Origin of the sequence: Mucilaginibacter sp. L3T2-6 (assembly GCF_030519355.1) — a bacterium.
Taxonomy (GTDB): Bacteria; Bacteroidota; Bacteroidia; order Sphingobacteriales; family Sphingobacteriaceae; genus Mucilaginibacter.
The window spans coordinates 165,932-192,929 of record NZ_JAUMKC010000009.1; the positions used below are offsets into that span (position 1 = coordinate 165,932).

A 26,998-nucleotide genomic window follows, 5' to 3' on the forward strand; every position below is an offset into this window, starting at 1 on the left:
CCTGGCAATGCGATACGTTGAATACAAGACTTTGCCTTTAATTTAAAAAATTTCAGTAGTCTCTGCTAAGGCCTTATCGACTGAACAAAACCCGGTATTTTTTCAAGGTACTCTTCCGTTCCCAAAAGCTTTACAAAAGCACTGCCCACAATAGCCCCGGCAGCATACTCGCAAGCTTTGCTAAACGATTTGCTGTCAGTTATACCAAACCCGATTATCGCCGGATTCTTCAATTCCATCGCTTTTACACGTTTGTAGTAGTCTTCAATATTTACGGACACATTTAAATTACCGCCGGTGATGGATGATGAGGATAACAGATAAATGAAGCTGTTGGTCAGTTCATCAATTTTACGGATCCGCTCTTCGGATGTTTGCGGGGTTACCAGGAATATATTGCTCAGGTTATTGGCTTTAAAGTAATCAGCGTAAAGGGTTTCATACTCATACATCGGCAGATCAGGCACAATTACGCCATCAACACCAACATCGGCCGCTTTTTTGCAAAAACGCTCTACGCCATATTGTATCATCGGGTTGGCATAGCCCATTAATAAAATAGGAATTGATACCCTTTTGCGCAGATCCGCCAATTGCTCAAACAGACGGCTAAGGGTCATGCCGTTTTCAAGCGCTTTTTCCGAACTGTGCTGAATTGTTGGTCCGTCGGCTACCGGGTCGGAATAGGGGAAGCCTATCTCCAAAAAATCTGCACCGGCTTTTTCCAGCGCCTCTGCAATATCAAGCGTAGTATTCAGCTCCGGGTAGCCGGCTGTATAATAGATGGACAGAAGGTTATTCTTTTTACGGGAAAAAAGTTGATTTAAGCGGTTCATATTTAGTCGATAGTCCATAGACCATAGTCCATGGTGAATTTTGTGTTATGCTATTTACTATGGTCAATGGTCTATCGACCATTGACTCTCTCAATATCCAAAATATTTAATATAGGTATCCAGGTCCTTATCCCCGCGGCCCGATATGCAGATCACTACGTTATCATCGGAATTGAATTTCATTTTTTCTAAATGCGCCAGGGCATGCGAGGTTTCAATAGCGGGGATGATACCCTCCAATTGGCAGCAAAGCAGGCCGGCCTGCAAGGCTTCATCGTCTGTGGCATTTACGTATTGCGCCCTGTTAATTTTATAAAGGTGTGCATGCTGCGGGCCAATGCCGGGATAATCCAGTCCCGCCGAAACAGAATAAGGTTCAACTACCTGGCCGTCATCAGTTTGCATTAAAATGGTGCGGCTGCCGTGTAAAACCCCCTCCCGGCCAAGGAATGTGGTTGCAGCTGAATGCCCGCTGTCTACGCCTTTTCCCGCTGCCTCAACGGCGATCAGCTTTACACTTTCATCATCCAGAAAATGGTAAAACATACCCATGGCATTGCTGCCGCCGCCAACGCAGGCCAAAGCATACTCAGGCAACTCTTTACCGGTTTGCTCCAGCAGTTGTCTTTTAGTTTCGAGTGATATGATTGATTGAAAACGAGCGACCATGTCCGGGTAGGGGTAAGGGCCGACTACAGAGCCAATAATATAATGCGTGTCAACCGGGTTGCCGATCCAATCGCGCAGGGCCTCGTTGGTCGCGTCTTTTAACGTTTTGCTGCCCGATGTTGCAGGAACCACTTTAGCGCCGAGCATTTTCATCCTGGCTACGTTTGGCGCCTGGCGGGCCATGTCTATTTCGCCCATATAAACCACGCACTCAATGCCCATCAGGGCACAAACGGTAGCGGTAGCTACCCCATGCTGACCGGCGCCGGTTTCGGCTATAATGCGTTTTTTGCCAAGACGTTTCGCTAACAATATCTGCCCGATGGCATTATTTATCTTGTGCGACCCGGTATGGTTTAAATCCTCGCGCTTGAAGAAGATATTAGCGCCGTATTTTTCCGAATACCTTTTGGCATAATATAATGGAGAAGGCCGGCCTACATAGTCTTTCAGTAGTTGCTCAAATTCCAGCTTAAACCCATCGCTGTTGATGATCGGCAGGTATTGCTGGCGTAATTCTTCCACATTAGGATAAAGCATTTCGGGGATGTATGCCCCTCCGAAATCGCCATAATATCCTTGTTCGTTGACCCCGTATTTCATTTATATGCTTTGTTTAATTGTGCTGAATGTTTTTTCTAACTGCCTGATATCTTTTAACCCGGGCGATGTCTCAAATTTGCTGTTTAAATCAATCCCGTAAAAGGCAGGGTGCGTAATGTTCTTTACTTCTTCTATATTAACCGGGCTCAGTCCCCCGCTCAAAAAGAATGGAGTTTCCATTTCGTATTTATCCAGGATATTCCAGTCGAACGTTAAACCCGAGCCGCCATGCGCACTTGTTTTGGTATCAAAAAGAAACAGGTCGGCTTTGTTTTTATATTTTTCCAGTTGCTTAAAATCAAAGTGCTTATCTATTCCGAATGCTTTAATTACAATCGCCTCGTCTTTTAACGATTTGCAAAACGCGGGACTTTCATTACCGTGCAGCTGTACAAAGTCAAAGTCATATTTGCCGATCACCTTACGGATAGTACCTGCATCTTCATTAACAAAAACGGCAACCTTATTAATTGTTGCAGGCAGCCCGCTAAGTACATCCATCGGCAATTCATCGGCAAACCTTGGCGAGTTTTTATAAAATATAAAGCCCATGTAGTCGGGAGCTAAAGCCGCTAAGGCTTTAATATTATCAGCATCCCGCATGCCGCAAACCTTTATCTTCATCAATTAGCTACTAAAGTTTTAAAACTGTTTAATGCTTTTTTGCTGATCAAAGATTCTTCAGCTTCATAAAAACAATCGGCAAATGTTTTCTGCGGATTGATGGTATTGATGGCCAGAGCCGCATTGCAAACAACCACGTTAGTTTGCGCTGTTGTTGCTTCGTTGTTCAGTACTTCCATAAAAATACCGGCTGATTCGCTGATCGTGCTTCCGCCTAAAATATCTTTCGGGTCAAGCTTTGTAAAACCGAGGCCTTCTACGCTGTTGATCTTCTCGCCGGCTTCTGAAAAAGTTTTGAAATCGCAGGTCAGTGAAACCTCATCATATCCCTCAAGGGCGTTCAGGATCGTGTATTTAACGTCCGACTTTTGATACAGATAAGCATAGATCCTCGCCAGTTCAAGATTAAATACGCCAACCAGCTGGTTTTTGGGTTTGGCCGGATTAACCAGGGGGCCAAGCATGTTAAAAAATGTCTTCACGCCCAGTTCCCGGCGGATAGGGGCAACTGTTTTCATTGCCGGATGAAAAAGCGGGGCGTGCAGAAAACAAATATTTGCCTTGTCGATATTCGACCGCAATTTATCCCGGTCATTAGTGAACGCATAGCCTAAAAATTCCATCACATTTGACGAACCGCAGCCCGACGACACACCATAGTTACCGTGTTTGGCCACCTTGTATCCTGCGCCGGCCACTACAAAAGAGGCCAGTGTAGATATGTTGAAAGTATCTTTGCCGTCCCCGCCGGTACCGCACAGGTCAATTACTTCTCCGGCCTCCAGTTCAACGGGCAGGCAAAGCTCCAGCATCGCATCGCGAAAGCCTTCCAGTTCGTTAACCGTAATGCTGCGCATACAATAGGCCGTCATGAATGCTGCCATTTGCGAGTTGTTGTATTTGCCCTGCGCGATGTCTGTAAGAATCTGCTTCGATTCTCCGCGGGTGAATGTCTTGTGTTCGAATAAGTGGTTTAATATCGCTTTCATACCCCTTAGCCCCCCAAAAGGGGAATTTTGATGTTTATTATTAATTATATGTTACCCCTGTTAATCATTCTCCTTTAGGGAGCAGGGGCAAACAAAAAGGGCTGCCTAATGGCAACCCTTCTGATATGTTGAAAAAACAAAAATGGAATTGCCTCACGATTACTCGTTAAGCCACCACCAATTGTTGTTTAATACTTTCATTATTGTTATGCGTTACAAATATGGAAATTGTTTTTACTAAAAGCAAGCAGAATGATATTTTTACGGAAACAGAAATGGCAGGGAACTTGTAATGGCCAAAAAAGAACGTAAAATAAACCCGGAAGACGACTTAGGCTTTGGGCCGCAGCCGGTTATAAAAAATCAACCGCTGATGAACAAGGATGGCTCGCCCAACGTGCGCAGGGTGGGTTTATCTTTTTTTAGTACGGCTAATAACTATCACACGCTCATCACCATGAGCTGGGCAAAATTCTGGGTAGTTATTTTAAGCGGATACCTGGTTGTTAATATCGTTTTTGCCTTTATCTATACCGCACTTGGTCCGGGTACATTGGATGGTACCGAGTCGCATACCTGGTTCGGACATTTTATGGATGCGTTTTTCTTCTCGGCGCAAACCATGTCGACAGTAGGGTATGGGCATATCAGCCCGAAGGGGATGACGGCAAACAGCGTAGCAGCGTTTGAGTCGATGCTCGGCTTATTGGCATTTGCATTGGCAACCGGCCTGCTGTATGGACGGTTCTCAAGGCCGTCGGCGCAAATTATTTACAGCAAAAACATTCTTATAGCGCCTTATGCGCCGACAGGGAAGGCCGTGATGCTGCGTTTGGCCAACCATCGCCGCAACATGCTTATCGATCTGGAGATCGAGATTGTTTTCTCTTATAACGAGGTCGTCGACGGCAAAACTGTGCGCAGGTTCTACCCGCTGGAGCTTGAGCGCAGAAAAGTTAGTGTACTTACACTTAACTGGACGGTGGTACATCCGCTTGATGAGAATAGTCCGCTTAGCGATATGACTAAACAGGACCTTATAGATTCCGAAGCAGGCTTTGCAATTTTGCTGCGGGCTTTTGATGATACCTTCTCACAAACCGTTCATTCGCGCACGCAATACCAGGCACACGAGATAATATGGGGCGCCAAATTTACACCCGTATTTAACCGGGACGAAGACGGAAGGATAGCTCTGGATCTGAGTAAGATAAGCGATCATGAGCCGTTTGCGCTGGAAGATGAAACGGTAAAGGCTAAGGGCTAAGGGCTAAGGGCTAAGGAACCGAACAGTAGTCACCTTTTCCTTCGTTTAAGAGCAAATCGGCCTGTTTCGGCAGGCTGAAATAAAATTTTGCGCCCTTATTCAATTCTCCCGTGGCCCAAACCTCCCCGCCATGTTTATTAATGATCCGCTTTACCAGGGCGAGGCCGATGCCGGTACCGTCAAACTCCGCCTTTGAATGCAGCCGCTGGAATATGCCAAATAGCTTACCAGCGTGTTCATTATTGAAACCTACCCCATTATCCGCAACCACATAAATAAAGTACGCATCATTTTGCTCGGAATAAATCATCACAACAGGACTATCAGATTTTGATGAGTATTTGATTGCGTTTGACAGCAAATTTATCGCCACCCGGTATAAAAGCGCCCGGTCTGCATTTGCTGTGGGCAGGGGTTGTATATCTATCCTTGCATTATGCGTTGTAATTGAATTTATTTCTGTAAGCGCCGAATTAAATAGCTCGTTCATATCAACCCCGGTTTTAACGGTATCTTTTCTTCCAAGCCTTGAAAATTCCAACAGGTCATTGATCATTACACCCATCCCCTTTGCATTTTCCTGGATAACGCTAAGCAAACGTTTCCCCTCGGCATTCAGGTCGGCGCTATGGTCCTCTTCCAGCATTTGGGCAAAGCCATTGATTGCCCGGAGCGGGGCCTTTAGGTCATGCGATACGGAATAACTGAAACTTTCCAGCTCCCGGTTTACGGCTTTAAGTTCGGCGTTGCTTTTTTGCAGGTCCTGGTTTACACGGAAAAGAGCCAGCTCCTGCTGATGTTTTTCGATAAAAAATTTTACTTTGTTTATCAGTACCTCAGGTTGAAAAGGCTTGGTGATAAAACTGAAGGCGCCTTTTTCATAACCTTTGAAAATATTGAGGTTATCCGTGTATACCGCGGATATGAAAATAATGGGAAGGGATGCGGTCTTTTTATGCTGTCTTAAAATCTCGGCCAGTTCGTAACCATCCATTTCCGGCATTTGAATATCGAGTAAAGCCAGGGCAAAGTCATAGTTCAAGGTTGCGCGGAGCGCTTCGTTACCACTATCGGCGGTAACCAGCTCTACATCCAGGTCTGCCAGCACTGCCGACAACACCAGTATATTTTCGGGCTTATCATCAACGATCAGTATTTTGGGAGTGATTTCAAACATGGTTTAGGTTAAAATCTGAAAGATATATCAGCAATATATAAACTGCTGCGGATAATTGAAAAAATCGATTAATAATTTATTCCTGAACGTTGGGTGTTTAAATTAATAGTTTGTAAATATTAATCAAAAGTAAAAATTATTCATATATATCGAGCAGAAGCCCTCAAAAAAATAAAAGGGCTTTAGCCGCGGCGTTTGAACTTCCCAAAGCTAAAAACCCGGTACGAAACTATATGCTCAACAAATAGCGTATGGGCGAAAATCTATTTAAACCCGAATACCAGCGGTAATATAAAAGTCACCAGGATTGTCCATGCAAAATAAACAGGCAGATAAAACGCAATTGATCTTCTTACGCCGGATAAGTCCTTTTTTCGTGTTACTGCTTTAAAAAGATTAGTGGTTACCAGCAGGAGATTGACTAAAATTAAAATATTGCCACCAAGTACCGTTACTCTATTAGGCGTAAAACCCCACTCAGAAATCCGGAAGACAATGGCAGAAAGTGCCACACCGTTAACAACTATGGTCACTATCGAGAGCAGTAAAAGTATCCATGTCTCCGCATAGCTTTTGTCTGTTTTAGAAACCCCGGCAATTGAAAAGAAAATTATGGCCATTACGCCAACCAGCAAAGCATTGAAAATCATCAGGAATTCCCTGTTGTTATAAGGGTCTTTACCTGAATAAATTATGGCTATAAGGTAAGCCAGCAGCATAACCAAAACCAGCGGGCTGAATATTTTCGCAATAACCGGCGAGACTTTGCCTACCAGCTGCGGGTTGGTTTGCGTTAGGTAAGTGCCGACCACCGGCGCTGCTGCCAGCCCGAAGATCGCTATGTTCTTGAAATAAAAGTCCTTGATGTCCAACCCAATTAATGAAAAAAGGCCAACGGTTACACCGCTCATAATAGCGCCCGCTAAGAGGATAAGAGTGCTCATTACTACCAGGTCGCCATTATATTTTAAAAAGCCAAGCCGCTTGTCTTCGTCGTTTTTTCTGCTTCCAACAAAAGCAAAACCCAATACCGACCATAAAAATAAAACCAAATGAATTGCTGATAAGTTCAGTGTGTCGCTTTTTTTATCGGCCGGGAACAGGTTAATGAATATTAAACCTGCCAGTGTTGTACACGCAACAAAAGCTATTTTACCGATAGATAATTTACTCTTCCAGCCAAAGTACGCGGTCAGTACCGGGAAAACGATAAAGCCGATATTCCTGGTATAAAAGTATTCTTCGTTGATATGGAAAATTGCAGGCAGCTTTGCTATAAGCCCGGCAAAAAGCGATGCCATAATTACGAGCACCAATTCATTGGCTGTTCCCCAGTTAATTTCTTCATTTTCATAATTTAATCGTTCATGCCAGCAATCTGCAATGGCATTACCTTTTATTTCCGGGTACAGCGTAGCGAATGCTCGCTTAAACTGGCCTTTGTTTGTCCGGTACAGCTTTTCGAGTTGCCCCGGGTCGTTTAGTTGATGGAGAATTTCGTCTTTCATTTGGGTAGATATTAATGCCAAAGTGTGCCTGCCAGTCCTAAAACAACACCGAGCCAAAGGGCTATTATATATCCGGTCAAACCCAGTATAACCCCTAATGCCTTTTTTATAGCGCCGCCGTAAGCAAAGAAATGATAAACGAAGAAATAGAATGCACCGCCGGCAGCGCCAGCTAAAGGCGTGATAATAAGCGGCCTCATCATCCATAATTTACCCCATTCAGGGCGTGGATAGTTTACTGAAAGCACAAAAGCTCCAATCACCAGTAGGGCAGTGCCCGAGCCAAATAACAGGCCCTTGATTAAGGCAGCCCGACTAACCGGCTGCGCCGTTAAATTGTTTGTGTGTGTCATGATAATTAGTTCTTTATCGTAATTAATTTTCTTTGGTAAATACCTTTTCCCGGTCGTTTCTTATTAGTGTTAGTTGTTTTTTTGTTACGTCGAATTCAAGCGCAGGACCGGCTGGTTCGATTTTAAATTTGTTTTCCGCAACCGGCTCAAGGGGAATAGGGCTTTGACTGTTCATCTGAAGGAACAGCCTGTCAGTATCCCTGGTAATTGTGATCCTTACAGGCGCCGGAGGAGCGGTGTAAACGCCTGTATACGTGTCAAGAACTTCGCGCGCAATAGCAATCGACTCGAACGCGGGGATGTTAAACGGTTTATCCCAATAGATATTAAAGATGCCATCCATAATATCGCCAACAGGGTAAACCTTGGCGTTTGTGGCATAACAAACCGCCAGCTTTTCTTCGGGCAGGTAAACCAGCCACGACCCAAATCCATCCACACCGCCGGTGTGACCATAAAGTGTTTTACCGTTGTACGTAAAGGTGTCCATCCCCGATTTAAGCTGCATCATCCGGCTGAGACTTTCCTTCGATATCAGCTTCCGATCGAATAAGGCCTGAATGAACTTAGCCAGGTCGGACGGTGTAGACGTCAGCGAGCCTGAACCGAAAAGGATGCTTGTATGTGTTTCTGGCTGCAGTTCCCAATCGCGGCCTGATTTGTAGGAGAGGCTTTCGTTTTTATTAACGTCGATATTGTTATTCGAATAAGTGTCTTTTAACCCGATTTTAGTAGTGATTTTTTTCTTCAGCACCTCCTCGTATGATTTGCCGGTCACTTTTTCAATAATGCAACCTAAAATAATGTAGCCTGTATTGCTGTAGGCATATTTTTCGTCCGGCTCAAAATCGGGCGTGGTTTTGGCAATGATGCCTAACATTTCATCTTTGGTGATAGGCTGTGTTCTGGAGGGACGAAAATTCCGGTCCTGCACTATATCATGTATACCGGCGCGGTGTGCAAGGATGTTTTCAATTGTTATTTTCCCGGCGCCCGGCACCTGGGGAAAAAATTTGTTCAGCGTATCGGTCAGTTTTAGTTTTCCTTCTTCAGCAAGCTGAAAAACCATTGCCGCAGTAAACATTTTTGTTACGGAGCCGATGCGGAATTTTGTTGCAGCATCGATGGGCTTCTTCTCTGTTTCGCTGATATAGCTGTAGCCGATTGACCGCTGATAAATCGCTTTACCGTCTTTGGCCATATATAGGCTTCCCATCGCTTTCTTCTTTTCAATGAGCTTATCAAAAAACTGGTCAAGCTTTGCTTTGTCAAAAGTTTGTGCCCAGCCCGCACCGAATACAGTCAATAATAGCAATGTTGTGACAATTCTTTTCATAATTACAAAAGTACTTTGTTTTACAAAGTTAAATAAAACAACTTTGAATTTCAAAGTGTTTCACGCGGATTTAATGTTGTGAGATATTTACCGGCTGACAATCAACGTATTAAAATGTAAATTGCATTGCAAAACGCTCATCGTGATGATGTGAGAAATTAGGCGCCTCAACGAATTTTGTTTTTGAAATGGACATATACAGGTTTATTCCACCCTGCTGATGCTATAAATTTTTACCGGATTAACAAGGTATTGGGAGGTGTCCTTTTGAGACTGGATTTTCCGGACAATATCCATACCATTAGTTACCTTGCCAAACGCGGCAAAGCCCTGCCCATCAGGATTTCTGGCGCCGCCATAATCCAAGGCTGGCTGATCGTTTATACAGATAAAGAATTCGCTGGTGGCAGAGTTGGGCCCGCTGCGCGCCATGGATAGTGTGCCGTTTTTGTGCCGTAGGCCGGTTTGTTTGGTAGTTTCAATCTTAATGCTGTCGAGGGTCTGCTTGTCAGGTACGTTGCCGCCCTGTATTACTTGAATTTTTACTTTACGGTTCGCTTCATTGGCGGGTGTGCAGACCCTGAAAAAACTACTTCCGTCGTACAACTTCTTATCTACATACTGCATAAAGTTCGCTACAGTGCCAGGCGCTTTAGCAGGGTAGAGTTCAATACCGATATTTCCCAATGTTGTTTTGATAACACATTGTATGGGCGCCTGGGCAAAGGCGGTGTATGAAATAGCTATTGAAAGACAGACTAAGAATATTTTTTTCATGTGCGCGTCTTAAATATCAGGAAAGTTACCGCTTTTGGTTCATATCAAAAAACTCAAACTTACTCATATCATGGAGGCTGCAGGATGGCTTAAATATCTTTTAATGGATCAGCCTGGTGCGCATTGTTTCTTCCCGACAAGGTAACGCCTGCACTAGCAATAATAACCAATCCTACTGCAAGCCATTCGTGGAAAGACAGGTGTTCTTGCAGGAAAATCAAACCTGAAAATGCCGCTACGGCAGGTTCAAGGCTCATTAAAATACTAAATGTTTTTGCCGGGATTCTACGCAGCGCCTGCATTTCGAGTGTGAAAGGAATGGCGCTTGATAGCAGTGCTAACACAATTGCGGGCAATATCATCGTTGGTTTGAAATTTATTAATAAACCATTTCCGATAGCGACCGGCAAAACCAGGATAGCCGCAAAAATCATCCCGATGGTCACAGCTTTTCCACTATCCATTATCTGGGATATGCGCCCGCCCAGCACGATATATGCAGCCCAGAGTGCGCCTGCCAGCAAGGCTAAAAGCACACCCGTAATGTCTAAACCCTTGTTGCTCCACGGCGCAATCAGTGCTATGCCTGCGGCCGCAAGCAGTACCCATAAAAAGTCGGCAATACGTTTTGAACCTGTAAGAGCGAGGACGAGTGGCCCTATAAATTCTATGGCGACACCCAGGCCGAGCGGTATTCGGGCTATCGCCATATAAAAAATAGTATTCATTGTTCCCAAGGTTAAGCCGTACAATGCCACCAGTTGCCATTGCGCGCGCGACAGACTGCGCAATTTAGGCCGGTTAAAGAGCACCAGGATAATAGCTGACAAAACAATTCTTAACGAAGATGTTGCCGCTGCACCTAGTACCGGGAATATACCTTTTGCAATGGCGGCGCCACCCTGAAAGCTTGAGATCGCTAACAACACCATCACTACAGCCGGAAATCTGATCCCTTTTTTGTTCTTCATTTTCCAAAGTATTTTATTGCGGAAAATAATGATTTGGAACATACCGGATGTCAATTAAAAGTAAGTTCCATTGAACAAAGCGGGTCGCTTTTTTTTGGCTTTTCCTTTTAACTGTTCATTATCTGTTATATTTTTCTCGTATTTGGTAAAGTCCGCGATCCATTGTTACGCCCCATTCCTTAAGCTTTTCAGTAAGATTTATTCCAAGCCGCTGATAATCTGCCTGCACGGCAGCTTTGGCGCGCTCAACGGCTTGGGCGTTTTCCCATGTAGCCACGGTGATAACAACCACGTTACCCTGTTCATCTGTCCCTTCGTAATGCATGTTTTCTATTAGTCCCGGCTGTTTCTCCAGGAATGAAGTGTTATAGTCTAAGCGTTCCATAACTTGCGGTATGGAATTTTTCGGGATGACGATTTTGTCGATAAATACTTGTCTCATGATTTTGATATTTTAACGTGATTTAATAACCGATTTCAACCGTCGTCCGGCGGACTTTGGCATCATCTATATGATTCATGATAAAATGGGCGACATCAGCCCTGGAAATTTTAAGCCCATTAGGAAGGAATTGATTGATGGCTATGCGGTAGCTGCCTGTTTCTTTTCCGTCGGTTAACTGAGGCGGCCGGATGACCGTATAGTTAATGGAACTTTGCTTAACGATATCTTCCATTCTTAATAAGTCGCTGTACATGTGTTTAAGCAGCTTCTGAAGAACGAAGCGGGCGATGAAACGCACATAAAAGGGAAGTACCGGTCTGATCTCGACTGCTGATGCGGAGATAAAAAAGGCATGAGTAGTTAACGCGGTGCCTAATCCCTTTACAATAAGTTGAGCACTGTCTGAATATAGGGTTGTTGGTTCATCGTTCAGCAGACCGCCGCTAACACCTACGGCAGAAATCACGGCATCCTTGTTTGCAAGATGCGGAATTATCTGTTCGGGATAGCTGATATCACCCTGTACTATATTAAGATTGGAATGATGCATAGCAAGTTTGGCCGGTGTCCGCAATATTGCTGTAACGTAACAACCCGCTTGCAGTGCTGCCCGGATACATTGTTTCCCAATGCCTCCGTTGCCGCCAATAACCAAGACCCGGCGACCGGTTAAATTTTCAGGGATTTTCATGGTGTGGTTAATTGAATTTGAAGACACTTAATAAGATAATGAAAAAGAAGATGGTGAAAGCAGCTATGAAATAACGCTCCAGGAAAGCCCTGGCGCCTGTGATGACAGCCGGCGAGCCGGATTCTGTAAGAACGATAGCTTTTCGAAGCTTCAGGCCACGCCTGCGGGCCAATAAGTTGATGACTATCAGTACGATCACCAGGCCGAATTTTACCCGGAACCACAACTGTTCTCCAAAAACGCCGTGGGTTACGGCCATCATCCCAATGCCGGTTAAAATTAGCAATGCTGCACCAATGCCGGTAATACGGCCAAATTTGCCGGAGACCGTCAGCAAATTAACCGACCGTTCCGTCTCTGTATTGTACTGTCGCCAGAAGGCACGGTAAATCATGCTATCCACAACGATAGTGCCCGCCATTAAAACAAGCCCGGTGAGGTGCAGGGCCAAAAAAGTTTGGAGTAATGTGTAGGGATTCATTTTAAAGAAATTTAAATACAACCAAAATGTAATAATTCTTGGCAATATTATACCTTTTGGTTGTATTTAGAGTCATGAATTTGCCATATAATTGCGTAGTTTTGTACCAAATGGTAGTAATTGATGAATAAGACGGTTGAATTGGTAAACCTGTGGGGAGCATTTGAAGAAAAACACCCGGAAGCAACACTCGAAGATTTTTTCAGGCATAGCCTGGCATCCCGGCCCAAAAGTGAACCAAGGCCAGAACCAGGGGGGAAGTTAATTCCAAACCTGGATGGCAAATTAATCATACTGCTCCGCAGGATCGGTAAGTTCCACATAGCTTACTCAAACATGGGCTTGGCTGCAACTGAACTAAGCCAGATGGAAGAGTTTGGCATATTGGTGACGATTTATAATGAAGGCAACCCTATTAAATCCGAGGCCATTTTCAACAATATAATGGAACTCTCGAGCGGCAGTAACATGTTGATGCGCATGAAAAAAAAGGGCCTGGTAACCGAATATGCAGATCCTGGTGATAAACGCGTAAAAAGATTAAAGGTGACGCCAAAGGGAGAGCAGACTTTGATGGCAGCTAAGGATATTGTATTAAAAGTTGCTGAGATGATGGTGCATGACCTGTGCGATGAAGACAAACGGCTATGCATCCAGTTATTAAAACCCATCGACCGCCGGTTCTCAGGTATGTATCAAAAACAAAAAAATAAATCATTTGAAGATATTTATAAGGAGAATATGCAGAAATAAATAGCAAGGCTGATTGGTCTGCCGGTAAGGATTCTGCTTCGTTTTTTATATTTGATTTCATTTACCTATAGCAAATGCATCCGCTCATACAGCATATCCAAAAAATTACCGGCGACCGGGAGATAGGGGACGATGCTGTTTTGCCATTTTTTGATACAAAGACTTTTAAGAAAAAAGAAAATCTGCAGGAAGAGGGCCATCGCTGCCCTCATTATTTTTTTGTGCTGAAGGGGTGTATTCGCTTGTTTTTTACCGATAGCAATGGGGTGGAGCAAACGCTGCAATTTGCCCTGGAAAACTGGTGGATGACTGATCTGGATGCGTTCCGGTCTTCCCGGAGTTCAGCCTATACCATCCAGGCGATTGAAGAGACAGAAGTGCTGGCAATTACAGCCGCAGATTACGAATCGATGCTGATGAAATTCCCGGTTATAGAACACTATTTCCGCCTGGTTTATGAGCGTGCCTATGCAGCGTCGCTATCGCGTATCCGCATGATATCGAGAATGCCCAAAGAAGAATTTTACGACCTGTTCCAATCCAAATATCCTGATTTTATCCAGCGTATCCCGCAGAAGGTGCTGGCTTCTTTCCTGGGCTTTACGCCTGAATACCTTAGTGAGCTTCGAAAAAAGAAGGTGAAAAATAAGTAAGCATGGAACAGTTGTACCGCCATATAACCAGGCTGGTTCCCACTTTTGCGGCAAGTGCGGAAGAACTTAAACCTTCTTTTGAAGTCAGGCTGGCAGGGCGGGAGGAACTACTACTGCGCGAAAATGAGATTTGTGATACGCTTTATTTTGTTAATAAAGGCTGCCTGTACCTGTTTTATGAGGATAATTACAATAAACAGGTCATCCATTTTGCGTTAGAAAACTGGTGGATAACCGACTATAAAACTTTTGCCGACGGCAAACAAGCCGTTTATTCTATTGCCGCAATGGAAGATTCTGAGATCCTCTGCATCAACCGAAAAAATTATGAAGCGCTGCTGTTGCGATTTCCCTTGCTGGCTTTATATTTTAATAAAATTCATGAACGGGCCTATGGTGCAGCCCTGTTTAAGCAAAAAACGTTTGCCACTGTGTCTAAACAGGATTTTTATAGCCATTTCAGGAATACCTATCCCGATCTTATCAAAAGAATCCCGGATGCCATTTTCGCATCCTATATGGGCATCTCGCTCGAAGCTTTGGAAGCTGTCCGGCAAGAATGTCTTTCTTAAACCAGCTTAAGTTTTCCCCGGCTGGCTGTTTTCATCTTTGTATTGTACAAACAACTAAAAATTTATCAAGATGAAAATAGTAGTGATCGGCGGTACCGGCCTTATTGGTAGCCAAGTGGTAAAGCAATTGCAAAACAGCGGTAACGAAGTAATTGCCGCTTCACCCAATAGCGGTGTAAACACGCTAACCGGCGAAGGATTAAATGAAGCATTGCAGGGGGCCAGCGTAGTGGTAGATGTGTCCAATTCGCCGTCATTCGACGACGAACCTGTAATGCATTTCTTTAAAACTTCTAATGAAAATTTGTTGCCGGCTGAAAAAAGAGCAGGCGTTCAGCATCATATCGCCTTGTCGGTAGTGGGCACACAAAAGTTGCAGGCCAGCGGCTATTTCCGGGCCAAACAGGTGCAGGAAGATCTGATCAAAGCTTCGGGCATTCCTTACAACATTGTTCACGCTACACAATTCTTTGAATTTGCCGGCGGGGTACTGCAAATGAGCATAGCTGATGGTAAAGTAATATTGCCGGATGCCAATATACAGCCCATTGCCAGTAAAGATGTGGCATTATTTGTGGCCCAAACAGCATTGGCGCAGCCCGCAAACAAAATACTGGAAATAGGCGGCCCCGAGAAATTTGAAATGACCGCCTGGATAAAAAAATATGCCGAAGCAACGCACAAGAATTACGAAATAATTCCAGACAAAAAAGCCCTGTACTCGGGTGCGCCGCTTGATGCCGACACCCTGGCGCCCGAAAATCCAGTGTTCCTGGGTAAAGCGCATTATGCAGACTGGATTGCTGTGCCTGAAAATCAGCGGTAAAACATAATCCAAATTGTCAATATAATGACTGAATCAGCGCCGGATATTTCTGTATCCGGCTTTTGCTTGCTTTAAGCGGTTCATTTTTTCGCACGCGGAACACCCGGAACGCTCTGGAACATGTTCATTATCAAGATTTTTTATTTCAGGTTACACGTACCCTGCGGCATAAATTGTTCGATGGTGCTGCTTAATGACACCGGTTTTCAACATCCCTGGCGAATAAAACATCAGGGAGATTAAAGGCTATTGCAAAAACAGCGGCAGAAGTTTTGGCGGTTTGATAGCTGGCTATGCTACTGACAAAACAGTGTCAGCACTTTAACCATTGCAAACCCTTAAATTTGATGCAAACCTTAATTTCATGTCAACATACCCTCCAAAAGAAGCCGCCGGATCATATTTTGAACGGCCCGCTATTATCGAGCAGTTACGCGCCGAAAGCCGCGGCTTGCCCTATCGCCCCGCCAAACGAAAAAGAAGTATTGACCGCCGTCCGCCGGGCCCGTACGATGCCCATCGCCTGTTTACCGTTGAAAATGGTAACCGCTGGATGGAACTGGCCCGTCGCGAACCCGAAGCCAAAATGCTGTTGGGAGAGCTTTGGCACCAGGGCGAACTTTGTATGCTGTTTGCTGATACCAATACAGGCAAATCGGTGCTGGCCGTGCAGATAGGCGAAAGCATTGCACGGGGCGAAAGTATCGCACCTTTTACCTGCCAGACAGAGCCCTCCCGGGTGCTCTATATGGATTTTGAGCTCAACAGGCGCCAGTTTGGATTGCGCTACAGCCAGGGGGAAGATGACTACCAGTTTTCGGATAACTTTTTCCGCGCAGAGTATAATTTCCTGCCCGATCCGCCGCCCGGCGTCGATGAAAATGAGTTACTGATTGCTGCGATTGAGTATAAAATAAAACTCGTAAAGGCTAATGTGCTTATTATCGACAACATTACCTGCCTGCGCGGCGGTACCGAAAATTCGGCCGTAGCGCTTTCGCTCGTGAAAAGTCTTAAAGCGCTGAAAAATGATCATAACCTCTCTATCCTTGTACTGGCACATACCCCAAAACGCCGCAACGCCACAAAACCCATCAGCGCCGACGATCTGCACGGCAGCAAGCTCCTCGTCAACTTCGCCGACAGCGCTTTTGCACTCGGTAAAAGCACGGCGGATACCGGTTTATGTTACCTGAAACAGATCAAGCAGCGCAATACCCGCCAGCGCTATGGTGATGATAATGTATGCCTGTGCCGCTTACAAAAGCCCGGCACTTTTTTACACTTTGACTTTGAAGGTAATACCGCCGAATCCCATCACCTGCTAAGCCGGACTTCCGCTGAACGCAGGCGCCTGGCTGACGAAATAGCCGCGCTCTCCGCCGCAGGGTTCAGCCAGCGCGAAATCAGCAGGCAATTAAGCATAGGTTTGGCAACGGTTAACAGGCTGCTGCGGGGTGGTTACAGATGTACAGGCGCCGATGAAGGTGCGGATATGCCTGTTCTGGGATTTGCGGACAGTGAAGAATGTGCGGAAAATGCCGGGGCGGCCGATAAGACATTTAAAGCGATAGCCACCCCGGACAGCACCTGTCCTCGAAGGAATTTCTATCTCGGAGGTTGTTCGGAAGCACATATTCCTTTAGATAACGAATCGAAAGATTTAACGTGCGGGATGCCGCCGGAGACACCGACGATAGAAAACGTACCACAGACAAAGCCGCCGCTAACATTAAATGTCACTTACGGATTGACCGCAGCGACGGTCGATAGCGAACTTTCGCCCGTGTGCCGGGGCGTAGAAAACAGCACCGGTGCGAAAACATAATAGAGGAAGATGCCAAAAATGACGCGGGACGGCTTTTACCGCCGGTTCAAGGTTCCTGTTTGAACGCAAAACACCAGTGAGCGATACGCTGACATCATCAAATAATTCCTGGCTTTTGGTTTGTTACCGGCTCATTAACAAACAAATATTTAGTCATTTCCATATATGTAATCCCGTTAGTAAGCATAGCATTTGAACCGGTGACAGAATCGGCTACAGGTGTGCAATAATGTGTATAAATTCCGGTATTCGCTTTACATATTCATTGCTGCCGGTGAAACTGTGCTTTATTATCATTAATTTAGTTTACGAAGCTGATAGGAAAAGAAAAAATGGTCGTTCGGTAACGCCGATTTTTCCCCGGGCCAGGAGGTTAAACTACCATGGTTGCGTGTCCAGCCGGCGAAAAACAAAGCCCCTTATTGTGTAGCCGCCCGGACTACGATTGCAGAAAACTTTGACACATTCTATATAAAATAACTGATAAGACTTATAGCCATGTGGAAAGAAAAATTAATGCCGATGACAATTGGCGTGGTTTTACATATGCCATTTGTAAAAACATTATTGTCGTATAGAACAGGGGGCACTATCGAAAGTAAATATTGTTATTCTGTGTGGCTGAGGCACCTTACGATGTTGAATACTGTACGGAGCGGGATTCCGAAAAGAGTTGCCGAGCTTGGGCCGGGGGATTCTTTAGGAATTGGATTTGCCGCATTGTTGTCTGGTTGTGATTCTTTCAGGGCATTTGATGTAATAAAATACTGGAATGTTGAAAGGAATTTAAAGATTTTTGAAGAACTGCTTGTGTTGTTTAAAAATAAAGCGCCTATCCCGGATGATAAGGAATACCCTAAGGTTCAGCCACGACTGGATACTTACGCATTCCCGGATAACATTCTTTCAGACGAAATGCTAAAAGATGCTTTATCCGAATCCCGTCTCGAGGCGATACGTGAAGAAATCAGGGATCCTGACAATCCCCGGAACACCCTTATTAAATATTATGTTCCCTGGGATGATTATAAAGTGATAAGCCCCGGCTCGGTTGATTTTTTATATTCTCAGGCCGTATTGGAACATGTTGAAGATCTTGAAGGTACATATGAGGCCTTCTCAAAATGGCTGGAAAACGGAGGAATCATGTCCCACTCAATTGATTTTAAATGTCACCGGACGACTGAAAGTTGGAATGGACACAGAACCTACAGCGAGTTTGAGTGGAAGATAGTAAAGGGCGGGCGAATGTTTTTGATAAACCGGCAGCCCTACTCGGTGCATCAGCAGCTGCATAAAAAGCACGGTTTCAGCATATTGAAGGAACTTCCAAAGATCATGGCTAACAATATTCCACGGAATAAATTTGCAGAAAGGTTCAGGGATCTTTCAGAAGAAGATATGACAACAAGCGAGGCATATATGCTCTCCGTAAAAGAGGGATAAATGCTGCCGGTTCAAGCGTCCCGTCATAGCCGTCAAATTAAGAAAAACCTCGTACACATCAGATAGTTGAACTCCGCTTTAAGAGCGAAACCCTCGATGAAACAATCCTCCCAGGTTGGGGGCTTGCAAAAATTGAGTGTGGATGGAGCTAAAGTCTCTCCTGCCGGGGAAGTTATAGGCTGCGTAAATGAGTTTTGGTTGCGGCTATGGCAGGGACATTGAACCGGGACCGTCTTGCGCTTCAAAATCATTAGCAATAAAATTGATAATGGGGTTTAGCGATTTTTAGCTTGCACTTGCAACTCTCAATACCGAAACTTATCTTTAACATAAACTTAAATCTTATCATCAATGAAGCGTATAACCTTAGCAGCTCTGCTATTTTTTTATATTTCAATAAGCGAGGCTCAAAAAATTAAATTCGATCAGGCATCACCTTATACTGTATCAGAGGAAAAACAAGACAAAAAGGTAGCTATCACCTTTAAAGTTAATGATATGAAAGCTGGTACAAAAGTAATTGTGTCTGTAAATGATGCTGAGAGTTCTGCGACGAAGGACAAAGACTATGAAATCGGTGGAACAGAAATTCCGCTTGATAAAACAAATAAAGGCGAATTCGATATAACCATAAAGACTGATAATTTCCCGGAGTCGCCGGAAAGTATTAAGCTAACGTTTAATTATACCGATACCAGCGACACTAAACAGGCCTGTACGTTTACAATTATTATACTCGACCAGGCAAACGGACAACCTGATGCTTTACAATACACGCCCGATGAAATGAATATCATCCGGCATTTGTCATTCGAGGTGTTTACAGGCGGCAACCTCGATTTTTTCCATCACTTAAAATTCAACAATATTGGCGGAGAATTGATGGTAAATGCTAATGACATATTCGGTAAAGAAACCCGGTTTGGCGTTTTTTTTGGTATCTCAAACTTCCAGAACTTCTCGTTAGACTCATCCAACAGGCACGTTAGAGTACAACGTATTCGTACCGATACAGGCGCTTATGTAAATGGTAAAACAAGTTACACCGAGCGGACGATGATTGATCACAAAAAGCTGTCAACAAGCGAATGGAGCTATTATATAAATCCAACTTATAGGCTGAACACTCGGAGGAGCGACTTTTTTAACATTTATTTCTCGTTACGTTTTGAAGTTTTGACAACATCGACTGAGACTGAATTTTTGACGGATACTATAAGCAACGTCACTACCAACAGGCCATTAGGCAATGCTCCGGTATTTCAAACAGGCGCTGGTTTTTTGCTGCAAAAGGCCGTTGATGTGCAAACGAACCATTTCTATAGTATCGGCTTCCCAATGTTCTTAAATGCGCAAGATAAATTTAAGGTATACGTTGATCCTAATATCGGTTTCACCAATTATGCATATGCATCTTACGTTCCCGATTCGGCCCGTTCTTCTTTAACTAAATACATTACGAGCAAAACACAGGCTTTCGCTTTAATGAGATTGAGGTTTACCGAGCAATTTACAGGCCTTAATATCACTTTTGGGGGCGAGATACGGGATGTTATTGGGACGTATCAGACAACAATAAATGCTTACCTTGGAATCCGGGTAAATATAGGCGATTGGTTTAATAAGGCGACTAAGCCCGGGAACTGACCATTTAGATTCTATACCGATTAACTGAATGATCAAAATCAATGTTGGTCATGACCCCGGTTATTGTTTCGATGGCAAAAGGATTGAAATTTTGATTCAACTCTTTTGCTTATGAAAAAATTAATTACCGTGCTCGCTGTTCCTTTCATTTTCTCTCTCGCCAATGCTCAAAATGTTGCCATTGGGGTACGGGCCGGTATCAGCATCCCCAATTTGACGGCCGGAAGCGGTAATAAAAACCCATTGAATAATGGCTATGGTTCCAGGCTTGGCCCCGATGGGGCAGTATTTGCAGCGTTTAAATTTTCGGATGTGTTTTCGCTGAGACCTATGATTGAATATTCAGCCCAGGGTGGTAAGAAAAACGGCTTGCAGGCTTTTACCACTCCGGACGAGCTGAAGGGTATGTTCCCTGCCGGCCAGGCGCCGGATTATTTATACGCCAATTATAAAAGTGAAGCGCGGTTAAACTATTTGCTGCTCCCGGTACTCGGCGCGGCCGGATGGAACATAAGGAATACGCGCCTCAGATTTTATGTGTCTGCCGGTCCCTTCGTCGGTCTGCTAATATCAGCTCACCAGGTAACCAATGGCCGGAGCGAATTTTTTACCGACCCCGAAGGCCGGCAAGCATTGCCCGGAGGCGCGCAGTCATTTGATAATGATAGCAATGTGCGTAATTCCCTGCACAGGGTAAACGGGGGGATTGAAGGAAACCTTGGCCTGGCCTACGCATATGGCAGAAACAATTTTTTTATTGAAGGCGGCGGCAACTACGGATTCTTTAATATTCAGAAAAATGCTGTTGACGGCAAAAACAACACCGGGGCGGCAATAGTTACACTTGGTTACAGTTATCAATTAAAACAATATAACTGATAAATCTGCCCCCGGCGGTCTATCTCTTTTCCACGCTGATCCTCAGCACCCCGTCAGCACATGGGTTGTTTTTAATATAATTGATCCGCTCCTGCCCGCTAAGGTTGCCGTTTAGCCAGTTTTTTACATCGGCACGCTCCATCATGGCGGGCATGCGGTTGTGTATTTGGGCCATGTCAGTATTGGGGTCCATGGTGATCATGGCGCAGGTGGGCAGCAGTATTTGCGACTTAATTTCGAACCATATATCCCACAAGCCGGCAATGTAAAAAGGCATACCGTCTTTCCGTTCTATGCGGTAAGTCTTTTGCTGCTCGCGGTTGTACTCAAAAAAAGCCTGGATACGGATTACGCAATGCTTGCGCCCGGTCAGCCCGCGCCACATCGGCACATGCTGTAACGATTCTATACGGGCATGCCGGTTTTTGCTGTGGATTCGGTCATCATCCAGCGTAAGCAGGCCCCAGCGGTATTCCTGCACTTTACCGGGTATGGCATCTGTAACCACGGGCAGCATAGCGCCCGGATTACCGCTGCCATTGCTTTTTGGCGTGTATGAGCTGCCGCTGCGGGTAATTATTTTTATATCTTTTTGTTCACCGATCTCTACATGTCCGCACATATACTAAAATAATTAGAATACAAAGCTAATAATTTTAGTATTAAGGAATTGGTTGTCAAAATAAGAAATTCACAACCACAAGCTATAATCAAATTCTGAACATTACGCCAGCTGCCCTGTTGTTTTGTTATGAAGATATTGCTGACAGGGGCTACAGGTTACATTGGCAGGCGGCTGCTCCCGGTGCTCCTGGAAAAAGGGCATGAGGTAGTTTGCATGGTGCGTGATCAGGCCCGCCTGGACGTGACAAGGTATAGTTCCGGACAGGTAAGGGTGGTTGAAGCCGACCTGTTAAAGCCGGAGACGCTTAAGCCGCTGCCAAAAGATATCGATGCCGCGTATTACCTTGTTCACTCCATGAATATGAGCGGCGGCGACTTTAGTAAAGAAGAAAAGCGTTCCGCCAGGAGCTTTGTGGAATACATGGACACTACGCAGGCCACGCAAATAATTTACCTGGGCGGCATAGCCAATGAGCAGCAGCTAAGCAAGCACCTGGCCAGCCGGAAAGCCGTAGAGGACGAACTGCGGAAAAGCAGCGTGCCCGTAACCGCTTTAAGGGCCGGCATCATTGTGGGGTCAGGCAGTGCTTCCTTTGAAATTATACGGGACCTGGTGGAAAAGCTGCCGGTAATGATAGCCCCGCGATGGCTGAAAACCAAATGCCAGCCAATTGCCATTCGTAATGTCGTGCAGTTTTTAGCGGGCGTTTTGCATAAAAAATATACCTTCAACAAGCATTTTGACATTTACGGACCTGATACCCTAAGCTATAAACAGATGCTGGAACAATTTGCAAAGGTGAGAAAGCTGAAAAGGAAGATCATCATTGTCCCGGTTTTTACCCCTCGCTTGTCCTCCTACTGGCTTTATTTCGTAACCTCAACATCTTATCCGCTGGCCAAGAAGCTGGTGGACAGTATGAAGATTGACGTAATAGCCAAAGAGAATGACTTAGCTGAGAAGCTGCACATAAAGCTGATCCCTTATATGGATGCTATCAGGATGGCTTTTGAAAAGATAGAACAAAACCTGGTGCTATCCAGCTGGAACGATGCCGGCAGCGATCGCATTTTTGCGAAAGGTTTATCCAAACATATCGAGATACCAAAGTTCGGTGTGTTTAAAAACGACCAGCATCAGCAAACAAAAAACCCTGCCAAAGCGCTCAACCGCATTTTTGCCATTGGCGGCCGTAACGGGTGGTATTATGGTAATTGGTTATGGGGATTCCGCGGGTTTCTCGACCGTTTGTTCGGGGGCGTGGGGTTGCGCCGCGGGCGGAAAAATGCAGCCGAAACCTCGCCGGGCGAGGCGCTGGACTTCTGGCGGGTGATTTACGCCAGCCGCGAGGAAAAAAGATTGCTGCTATATGCCGAGATGAAGCTTCCCGGCGAAGCCTGGCTGGAATTCAGGATAGATGATAAGAATTGTGTGGTACAAACAGCAACGTTTCGCCCGCTCGGCCTGGCCGGGCGGTTGTATTGGTATGCCATGCTGCCTTTTCATTTTTTTATTTTTAAAGGGATGCTGAATAAAATAGCGGTTGATAGTTAATCCGCGCCGGGCCGAATTACCGCGTTATAATAATATCCTTCCACGCAGTGGTATATTGCTGGCTTAAAAATTCCTGCTTCATTGCCCATTTTCGTTCAAAGCTGTCGGCGGCCAGGCGCACAGTGCCGCGGCCATAGCGATGGTTGAGCGTATCCATTAACCCTGCCAGGTCCTGCTCGCGCCGATGATCGTAATCCGTAAACATGTTATATTGTACCTCACCTGCGGGAATAATGCCTGTGGCGCGTACGCCTGTTTTTAAATAATTATATCCCGGCTGCCAGATAGCCCTTAAAGCCTGCACGCAAACCCTTGTAAGCTGATGGGTGCTGTTGGCCGCAAATGGTACCTTTACGGTCATGCTTGGATAATGCTGGTCGTGCTTAACGTTATGTTTGTTTGTGCGCAAATAAATGGTAAGGTTGGTGGCCATGCTTTTCTGTTCACGCAGCTTTATGGCAACTGTAGCCGCATGCATCGCCACAGCTTCCTCTATCGGCTCCAGTTCCGTTTGGTAAGTGTTAAAACTCTGGCTCGATTCTATCCCTTTCGACCGTTCCGCCACATCCTTTATTACGTTACAGGGCTTTCCCCACAATTCCTGGTGCAGGCGCCACCCCTGAACGGTCATGTGCTGCCGTACAAAATCCGGTTTCAACTCGCGAAAATCGTGGGCTGTCTGTATGCCGAATTCCTGTAGCTTGCTGAAATATGCCAACCCAACACCCCAAACATCCTCGATCGGGAAGTTTTTAACAACACTGCTGATTTTGCCTGACGTATTCAATACCAGGTAGTTCCGCCCTCGTTTTTTTGCAGCTTTATTGGCCAGCTTCGCCAGCGAAAGGGTAGGGCCCACGCCCACAGTAATGGGCAGCCCCGTATCATGCATTACACTTTTGCTGATCTTTCCGGCATGTTTTTCCAGGTAAACACCATTCATATTGCCCAATGCCATAAATGCTTCATCAATACTATATACCATCAGGGTAGAAGTGTAGCGGGCAAGGTTGTTCATCAGCCTGGCGCTCATATCGGCATATAAAGGATAATTTGAGCTGAATATCACAGCATTGTGCTCCGCAAGCTTTTGCCGCACTAAAAACTCCGCATCGGCCATTTTTATGCCAATAGCCTTTGCTTCGTTGCTGCGGGCTATTACACAGCCATCGTTATTGCTGAGCACTACTACTACGCGCCCTTCCAGTTCGGGCCGGAAAAGCCGCTCGCAGCTTACATAGCAGTTATTGATGTCAACATGCGCAAACACGTGTGTACCTCCCTGTGCGCTGCTGCGGCTGAATAAGCGGGTTAAGCGACAGGGTGACCACGCCCCAGCAAACCCAGTGCTCATCCTTTTCAATAACAATACTGTCTCCCGGTGTGTCGGCCCTCAGCACCAGCCTGTCGCTTTCCGGAGCGTATTCGCGGGTGTAAAAGTTTCCCTCATGAAAAAATACTACGATACAACCGGGCACAGGCATTAAGCTGCGGTCAACTACCAGCACATTATTCTCCAGTATATTGTGCCCCCGCATGGCATCACTCCCCATGCGCATGTAAAAGGTATTGTCCGGATCGATAACGGTTATGTCGGTTATATCCAGTTCGGGCTCCTCGTGCGTGAGCATAGGCAGCCGAAACCCCAGCACATCCCTTTTTGCCCTGTGTCTTTTCAGTCGCAGCATATCCGTTCCTAATTCAGAAACAAATATATGCTAAAAATATTAGCAAAATAAAATGTCTTGAAAACTTGTTAAATCGATGAAGCGGGAATAATGGTGATGCCCTTAATCCGCTATTGCAGCTTTCCGGTTGAGCCGGGATAATACCACCATGATCAAAACTGACAACAATATAAACACCAGATAGCTATAGCTCAGGTTAAGCTGATCCTTAGCGGGAATTACGGCCACTACAAAATAAGTAAGAAGCGATAGCATTACATAAACCATGCCGCCGGTAAACCCTCCTGACATAGCTGCATTTTTGGGAAATCTGCTTAAGCAGTAAGTAAAATAATTGTTATAAGTAAATCCGGCGCCCACGTGTATCACAAAAGCGAAGAATACCATTACGTAAACATTGTTTACAAACTTTGCGGTTATGATCATTAAAACAACCAATAACAGCTGCAGCATGATATTAACGAACAGCTTACCAAAAAACGGCCGGTTGATCAACGCTTTGCCGATAAAGCCGCCTGCCATCCATGCGAAGCCCAGGATAAGCGAGCAATAACCGGCAACAACCGGGGTGAATTTAAAGTGATGCTCGATGATAAACGGACCGGTCATGTTATACATGATCACCATGGAATAAGCAAAGGTAAGCATCAGGATGCCCAGGCTGAATGTGGTTGCTTTAACCATTTCTGTATATACGGCAGCAATTTTTTTAAATTGAAATGCCGTGCGGTGGCGGATAGTCTCGCCGCTATATAAAAACTCCAGTACCGCAATAACCGACGCCATGGCTGCCAGGAAATAAAAGTTGGATTGCCAGCCAAAAGTATGTTGAAAATACCCGCCCAGGAACGGCGCCACAATCGGCCCGGCAGACCAGATTATAGTAAACATGCTGAGGTAATGTTTTAACTGCTCGCCTTCATACACATCAACAAAATAGGCCCGCTTGGCTATAACTATCATAGCCACTGTAATGCCGTGGACAATCCGCATGGCATAAATTACATAAATGTTATGGGTAACGGCGATTACCACGCTCGCCAGGATAAACACCAGCAGTGCGCCCATGCTGAACTTGTACCGTCCATAGGAATCTAACACGCTGCCTAAAAACAACTGGGAGGTACCGTAGCTGATGAGGAAAAGTGTGAGGGTTAGCTGTACCTGTATGCTGCTGATGTGCATGTCGGCGCCCATAGTAGGTAACGACGGTATATAAATGTCTGTAGCGAACCCGGAAAGCGGCAGCAAGGCAAACGCCAGGATAGTTGAAATGCGTTGATTTTTTACTGGCGATGTGGTTATAGCAGATGTTGTGATCATTTGCCGCAAAGGTAACAATAGGCCCAATGCGGATTGTTTATGGTACGTAATAAAGAAAAAGCATTATTATGACGGAATAAGCCCGCGGTCCGAAACAGCGGTAAGTGCAGACCAGAAAAATAAAAATAAATTTGCGCAACCAAAAAGTTGCACATATATTTGCAACCACAGGGTTGCGAATATGGGTTATAAATTAACCTTAGAAAGCAACCCAAAAATCACGATATAAGTAAAAAATTAAAACCAAAAAAATGAGAACAATCAATCCCTGGATCAATTTCAACGGAAATGCCGAAGAAGCATTTACTTTTTACAAATCAGTTTTTGGCGGAGAATTCAAAAAGATTGTCCGCTTCAAAGATCTGGCAAGCGAGGAATTCCCGGTAGCCGAAAAAGAGGAAAATAAGGTTATGTACATTGCTTTGCCTATCGGTAAAAACAACGTGCTGATAGCTAATGATGTTCCTGAAGTGCTTG

General features: G+C 45.1%; 27 protein-coding genes and 1 pseudogene. 11 read left to right on the forward strand and 17 right to left on the reverse strand.

Annotated elements, in window-relative coordinates:
• Window positions 1-65 precede the first annotated feature (65 nt).
• The 4 genes from trpA to trpD all read right to left on the reverse strand — a co-directional run bounded on the left by trpA (window position 66) and on the right by trpD (window position 3,721).
• Window positions 66-836 (reverse strand): tryptophan synthase subunit alpha, encoded by a 771-nt coding sequence (trpA, locus tag Q3W13_RS12295; protein WP_302864304.1) that lies wholly within the window; start codon window positions 834-836, stop codon window positions 66-68.
• 90 nt (window positions 837-926) lie between these two features.
• The gene (gene trpB, locus Q3W13_RS12300; protein ID WP_302864259.1) at window positions 927-2,108 is read right to left on the reverse strand and encodes a tryptophan synthase subunit beta; all 1,182 of its coding nucleotides are present in this window, start codon (window positions 2,106-2,108) and stop codon (window positions 927-929) included.
• Complete coding sequence (locus Q3W13_RS12305; protein WP_302864261.1) at window positions 2,109-2,732, reverse strand: phosphoribosylanthranilate isomerase; 624 nt, start codon at window positions 2,730-2,732, stop codon at window positions 2,109-2,111. It lies immediately after the preceding gene.
• Complete coding sequence (gene trpD, locus Q3W13_RS12310; protein ID WP_302864263.1) at window positions 2,732-3,721, reverse strand: anthranilate phosphoribosyltransferase; 990 nt, start codon at window positions 3,719-3,721, stop codon at window positions 2,732-2,734. The genes Q3W13_RS12305 and trpD overlap by 1 nt, the downstream gene beginning before the upstream one ends.
• 292 nt (window positions 3,722-4,013) lie before the next feature.
• Between trpD and Q3W13_RS12315 the strand changes: the two genes are divergently transcribed.
• Window positions 4,014-4,988, forward strand: a complete 975-nt coding sequence (locus tag Q3W13_RS12315; protein ID WP_302864264.1) for an ion channel — start codon at window positions 4,014-4,016, stop codon at window positions 4,986-4,988.
• A 10-nt stretch (window positions 4,989-4,998) separates the two neighbouring features.
• On the opposite strand, the gene Q3W13_RS12320 is transcribed toward Q3W13_RS12315, so the two are convergent.
• The 9 genes from Q3W13_RS12320 to Q3W13_RS12360 all read right to left on the reverse strand — a co-directional run bounded on the left by Q3W13_RS12320 (window position 4,999) and on the right by Q3W13_RS12360 (window position 12,727).
• On the reverse strand, window positions 4,999-6,165 hold the full coding sequence (locus tag Q3W13_RS12320) for a response regulator (protein WP_302864266.1): 1,167 nt from the start codon (window positions 6,163-6,165) through the stop codon (window positions 4,999-5,001).
• A 263-nt stretch (window positions 6,166-6,428) separates the two neighbouring features.
• Entirely contained in the window at window positions 6,429-7,673 is a 1,245-nt protein-coding gene (locus tag Q3W13_RS12325; RefSeq protein WP_302864267.1) for a hypothetical protein, read from the reverse strand.
• An 11-nt stretch (window positions 7,674-7,684) separates the two neighbouring features.
• A complete protein-coding gene (locus Q3W13_RS12330) occupies window positions 7,685-8,026 on the reverse strand; it encodes a hypothetical protein (protein ID WP_302864268.1) in 342 nt (113 codons plus the stop codon).
• A gap of 22 nt (window positions 8,027-8,048) precedes the next feature.
• Entirely contained in the window at window positions 8,049-9,362 is a 1,314-nt protein-coding gene (locus tag Q3W13_RS12335) for a serine hydrolase (protein WP_302864269.1), read from the reverse strand.
• A gap of 204 nt (window positions 9,363-9,566) precedes the next feature.
• Window positions 9,567-10,139: a peptidylprolyl isomerase gene (locus tag Q3W13_RS12340; RefSeq protein ID WP_302864270.1), complete on the reverse strand. Its 573-nt coding sequence runs from the start codon at window positions 10,137-10,139 to the stop codon at window positions 9,567-9,569.
• Between the two features lie 89 nt (window positions 10,140-10,228).
• A complete protein-coding gene (locus Q3W13_RS12345) occupies window positions 10,229-11,110 on the reverse strand; it encodes a DMT family transporter (protein WP_302864272.1) in 882 nt (293 codons plus the stop codon).
• Window positions 11,111-11,228: 118 nt separating this feature from the next.
• Complete coding sequence (locus Q3W13_RS12350) at window positions 11,229-11,552, reverse strand: hypothetical protein (protein WP_302864274.1); 324 nt, start codon at window positions 11,550-11,552, stop codon at window positions 11,229-11,231.
• A gap of 22 nt (window positions 11,553-11,574) precedes the next feature.
• Window positions 11,575-12,246 (reverse strand): NAD(P)-dependent oxidoreductase, encoded by a 672-nt coding sequence (locus Q3W13_RS12355; RefSeq protein WP_302864276.1) that lies wholly within the window; start codon window positions 12,244-12,246, stop codon window positions 11,575-11,577.
• A gap of 7 nt (window positions 12,247-12,253) precedes the next feature.
• On the reverse strand, window positions 12,254-12,727 hold the full coding sequence (locus tag Q3W13_RS12360; protein WP_302864278.1) for a hypothetical protein: 474 nt from the start codon (window positions 12,725-12,727) through the stop codon (window positions 12,254-12,256).
• A gap of 123 nt (window positions 12,728-12,850) precedes the next feature.
• Between Q3W13_RS12360 and Q3W13_RS12365 the strand changes: the two genes are divergently transcribed.
• From Q3W13_RS12365 to Q3W13_RS12400, 8 genes are all read left to right on the forward strand, one after another.
• On the forward strand, window positions 12,851-13,480 hold the full coding sequence (locus Q3W13_RS12365) for a MarR family winged helix-turn-helix transcriptional regulator (RefSeq protein ID WP_302864280.1): 630 nt from the start codon (window positions 12,851-12,853) through the stop codon (window positions 13,478-13,480).
• 74 nt (window positions 13,481-13,554) lie between these two features.
• Complete coding sequence (locus Q3W13_RS12370; RefSeq protein ID WP_302864282.1) at window positions 13,555-14,133, forward strand: Crp/Fnr family transcriptional regulator; 579 nt, start codon at window positions 13,555-13,557, stop codon at window positions 14,131-14,133.
• Window positions 14,134-14,135: 2 nt separating this feature from the next.
• A complete protein-coding gene (locus Q3W13_RS12375) occupies window positions 14,136-14,705 on the forward strand; it encodes a Crp/Fnr family transcriptional regulator (RefSeq protein ID WP_302864284.1) in 570 nt (189 codons plus the stop codon).
• Between the two features lie 70 nt (window positions 14,706-14,775).
• The gene (locus tag Q3W13_RS12380) at window positions 14,776-15,531 is read left to right on the forward strand and encodes an SDR family oxidoreductase (protein ID WP_302864286.1); all 756 of its coding nucleotides are present in this window, start codon (window positions 14,776-14,778) and stop codon (window positions 15,529-15,531) included.
• 364 nt (window positions 15,532-15,895) lie between these two features.
• Window positions 15,896-17,359, forward strand: coding sequence for an AAA family ATPase (locus tag Q3W13_RS12385; protein WP_302864287.1), 1,464 nt, complete (start codon window positions 15,896-15,898; stop codon window positions 17,357-17,359).
• Between the two features lie 546 nt (window positions 17,360-17,905).
• A complete protein-coding gene (locus Q3W13_RS12390) occupies window positions 17,906-18,805 on the forward strand; it encodes a hypothetical protein (protein WP_302864288.1) in 900 nt (299 codons plus the stop codon).
• A 351-nt stretch (window positions 18,806-19,156) separates the two neighbouring features.
• Window positions 19,157-20,452 (forward strand): Calx-beta domain-containing protein, encoded by a 1,296-nt coding sequence (locus tag Q3W13_RS12395; RefSeq protein WP_302864289.1) that lies wholly within the window; start codon window positions 19,157-19,159, stop codon window positions 20,450-20,452.
• Between the two features lie 111 nt (window positions 20,453-20,563).
• Window positions 20,564-21,331, forward strand: a complete 768-nt coding sequence (locus tag Q3W13_RS12400; RefSeq protein WP_302864290.1) for an outer membrane beta-barrel protein — start codon at window positions 20,564-20,566, stop codon at window positions 21,329-21,331.
• 19 nt (window positions 21,332-21,350) lie between these two features.
• Here Q3W13_RS12400 and Q3W13_RS12405 read toward each other — a convergent pair whose 3' ends face one another.
• The gene (locus Q3W13_RS12405) at window positions 21,351-21,953 is read right to left on the reverse strand and encodes an SOS response-associated peptidase family protein (RefSeq protein WP_302864292.1); all 603 of its coding nucleotides are present in this window, start codon (window positions 21,951-21,953) and stop codon (window positions 21,351-21,353) included.
• Between the two features lie 129 nt (window positions 21,954-22,082).
• Between Q3W13_RS12405 and Q3W13_RS12410 the strand changes: the two genes are divergently transcribed.
• Complete coding sequence (locus Q3W13_RS12410; protein WP_302864293.1) at window positions 22,083-23,510, forward strand: SDR family oxidoreductase; 1,428 nt, start codon at window positions 22,083-22,085, stop codon at window positions 23,508-23,510.
• A 16-nt stretch (window positions 23,511-23,526) separates the two neighbouring features.
• On the opposite strand, the gene Q3W13_RS12415 is transcribed toward Q3W13_RS12410, so the two are convergent.
• The 3 genes from Q3W13_RS12415 to Q3W13_RS12425 all read right to left on the reverse strand — a co-directional run bounded on the left by Q3W13_RS12415 (window position 23,527) and on the right by Q3W13_RS12425 (window position 26,521).
• Window positions 23,527-24,780 carry a Y-family DNA polymerase gene (locus Q3W13_RS12415; RefSeq protein ID WP_302864294.1) on the reverse strand — a complete coding sequence of 418 codons (1,254 nt, stop codon included), beginning with the start codon at window positions 24,778-24,780 and terminating at the stop codon, window positions 23,527-23,529.
• Entirely contained in the window at window positions 24,764-25,198 is a 435-nt protein-coding gene (locus tag Q3W13_RS12420; RefSeq protein WP_302864296.1) for a LexA family transcriptional regulator, read from the reverse strand. Before Q3W13_RS12420 ends, Q3W13_RS12415 begins: the two co-directional genes overlap by 17 nt.
• Before the next feature lie 102 nt (window positions 25,199-25,300).
• Window positions 25,301-26,521, reverse strand: coding sequence for an MFS transporter (locus tag Q3W13_RS12425; protein ID WP_302864297.1), 1,221 nt, complete (start codon window positions 26,519-26,521; stop codon window positions 25,301-25,303).
• Between the two features lie 251 nt (window positions 26,522-26,772).
• Here Q3W13_RS12425 and Q3W13_RS12430 point away from each other — a divergent pair.
• Window positions 26,773-26,998 (forward strand): annotated as a pseudogene (locus Q3W13_RS12430) (VOC family protein); the annotation flags it as partial.

Bases quoted from the DNA above. Each gene is read 5' to 3' on its own strand.
- Q3W13_RS12330 (WP_302864268.1), bottom strand. From the start codon at position 8,026: ATGACACACACAAACAATTTAACGGCGCAGCCGGTTAGTCGGGCTGCC.
- Q3W13_RS12360 (WP_302864278.1), bottom strand. From the start codon at position 12,727: ATGAATCCCTACACATTACTCCAAACTTTTTTGGCCCTGCACCTCACC.
- Q3W13_RS12375 (WP_302864284.1), top strand. From the start codon at position 14,136: ATGGAACAGTTGTACCGCCATATAACCAGGCTGGTTCCCACTTTTGCG.
- Q3W13_RS12355 (WP_302864276.1), bottom strand. From the start codon at position 12,246: ATGAAAATCCCTGAAAATTTAACCGGTCGCCGGGTCTTGGTTATTGGC.
- Q3W13_RS12320 (WP_302864266.1), bottom strand. From the start codon at position 6,165: ATGTTTGAAATCACTCCCAAAATACTGATCGTTGATGATAAGCCCGAA.
- Q3W13_RS12345 (WP_302864272.1), bottom strand. From the start codon at position 11,110: ATGAAGAACAAAAAAGGGATCAGATTTCCGGCTGTAGTGATGGTGTTG.
- Q3W13_RS12385 (WP_302864287.1), top strand. From the start codon at position 15,896: ATGTCAACATACCCTCCAAAAGAAGCCGCCGGATCATATTTTGAACGG.
- Q3W13_RS12370 (WP_302864282.1), top strand. From the start codon at position 13,555: ATGCATCCGCTCATACAGCATATCCAAAAAATTACCGGCGACCGGGAG.
- trpD (WP_302864263.1), bottom strand. From the start codon at position 3,721: ATGAAAGCGATATTAAACCACTTATTCGAACACAAGACATTCACCCGC.
- Q3W13_RS12365 (WP_302864280.1), top strand. From the start codon at position 12,851: ATGAATAAGACGGTTGAATTGGTAAACCTGTGGGGAGCATTTGAAGAA.
- Q3W13_RS12340 (WP_302864270.1), bottom strand. From the start codon at position 10,139: ATGAAAAAAATATTCTTAGTCTGTCTTTCAATAGCTATTTCATACACC.
- Q3W13_RS12305 (WP_302864261.1), bottom strand. From the start codon at position 2,732: ATGAAGATAAAGGTTTGCGGCATGCGGGATGCTGATAATATTAAAGCC.
- Q3W13_RS12400 (WP_302864290.1), top strand. From the start codon at position 20,564: ATGAAAAAATTAATTACCGTGCTCGCTGTTCCTTTCATTTTCTCTCTC.
- Q3W13_RS12395 (WP_302864289.1), top strand. From the start codon at position 19,157: ATGAAGCGTATAACCTTAGCAGCTCTGCTATTTTTTTATATTTCAATA.
- Q3W13_RS12335 (WP_302864269.1), bottom strand. From the start codon at position 9,362: ATGAAAAGAATTGTCACAACATTGCTATTATTGACTGTATTCGGTGCG.
- Q3W13_RS12420 (WP_302864296.1), bottom strand. From the start codon at position 25,198: ATGCTGCGACTGAAAAGACACAGGGCAAAAAGGGATGTGCTGGGGTTT.
- Q3W13_RS12380 (WP_302864286.1), top strand. From the start codon at position 14,776: ATGAAAATAGTAGTGATCGGCGGTACCGGCCTTATTGGTAGCCAAGTG.
- trpB (WP_302864259.1), bottom strand. From the start codon at position 2,108: ATGAAATACGGGGTCAACGAACAAGGATATTATGGCGATTTCGGAGGG.
- Q3W13_RS12425 (WP_302864297.1), bottom strand. From the start codon at position 26,521: ATGATCACAACATCTGCTATAACCACATCGCCAGTAAAAAATCAACGC.
- Q3W13_RS12325 (WP_302864267.1), bottom strand. From the start codon at position 7,673: ATGAAAGACGAAATTCTCCATCAACTAAACGACCCGGGGCAACTCGAA.
- Q3W13_RS12410 (WP_302864293.1), top strand. From the start codon at position 22,083: ATGAAGATATTGCTGACAGGGGCTACAGGTTACATTGGCAGGCGGCTG.
- trpA (WP_302864304.1), bottom strand. From the start codon at position 836: ATGAACCGCTTAAATCAACTTTTTTCCCGTAAAAAGAATAACCTTCTG.
- Q3W13_RS12405 (WP_302864292.1), bottom strand. From the start codon at position 21,953: ATGTGCGGACATGTAGAGATCGGTGAACAAAAAGATATAAAAATAATT.
- Q3W13_RS12390 (WP_302864288.1), top strand. From the start codon at position 17,906: ATGCCATTTGTAAAAACATTATTGTCGTATAGAACAGGGGGCACTATC.
- Q3W13_RS12315 (WP_302864264.1), top strand. From the start codon at position 4,014: ATGGCCAAAAAAGAACGTAAAATAAACCCGGAAGACGACTTAGGCTTT.
- Q3W13_RS12350 (WP_302864274.1), bottom strand. From the start codon at position 11,552: ATGAGACAAGTATTTATCGACAAAATCGTCATCCCGAAAAATTCCATA.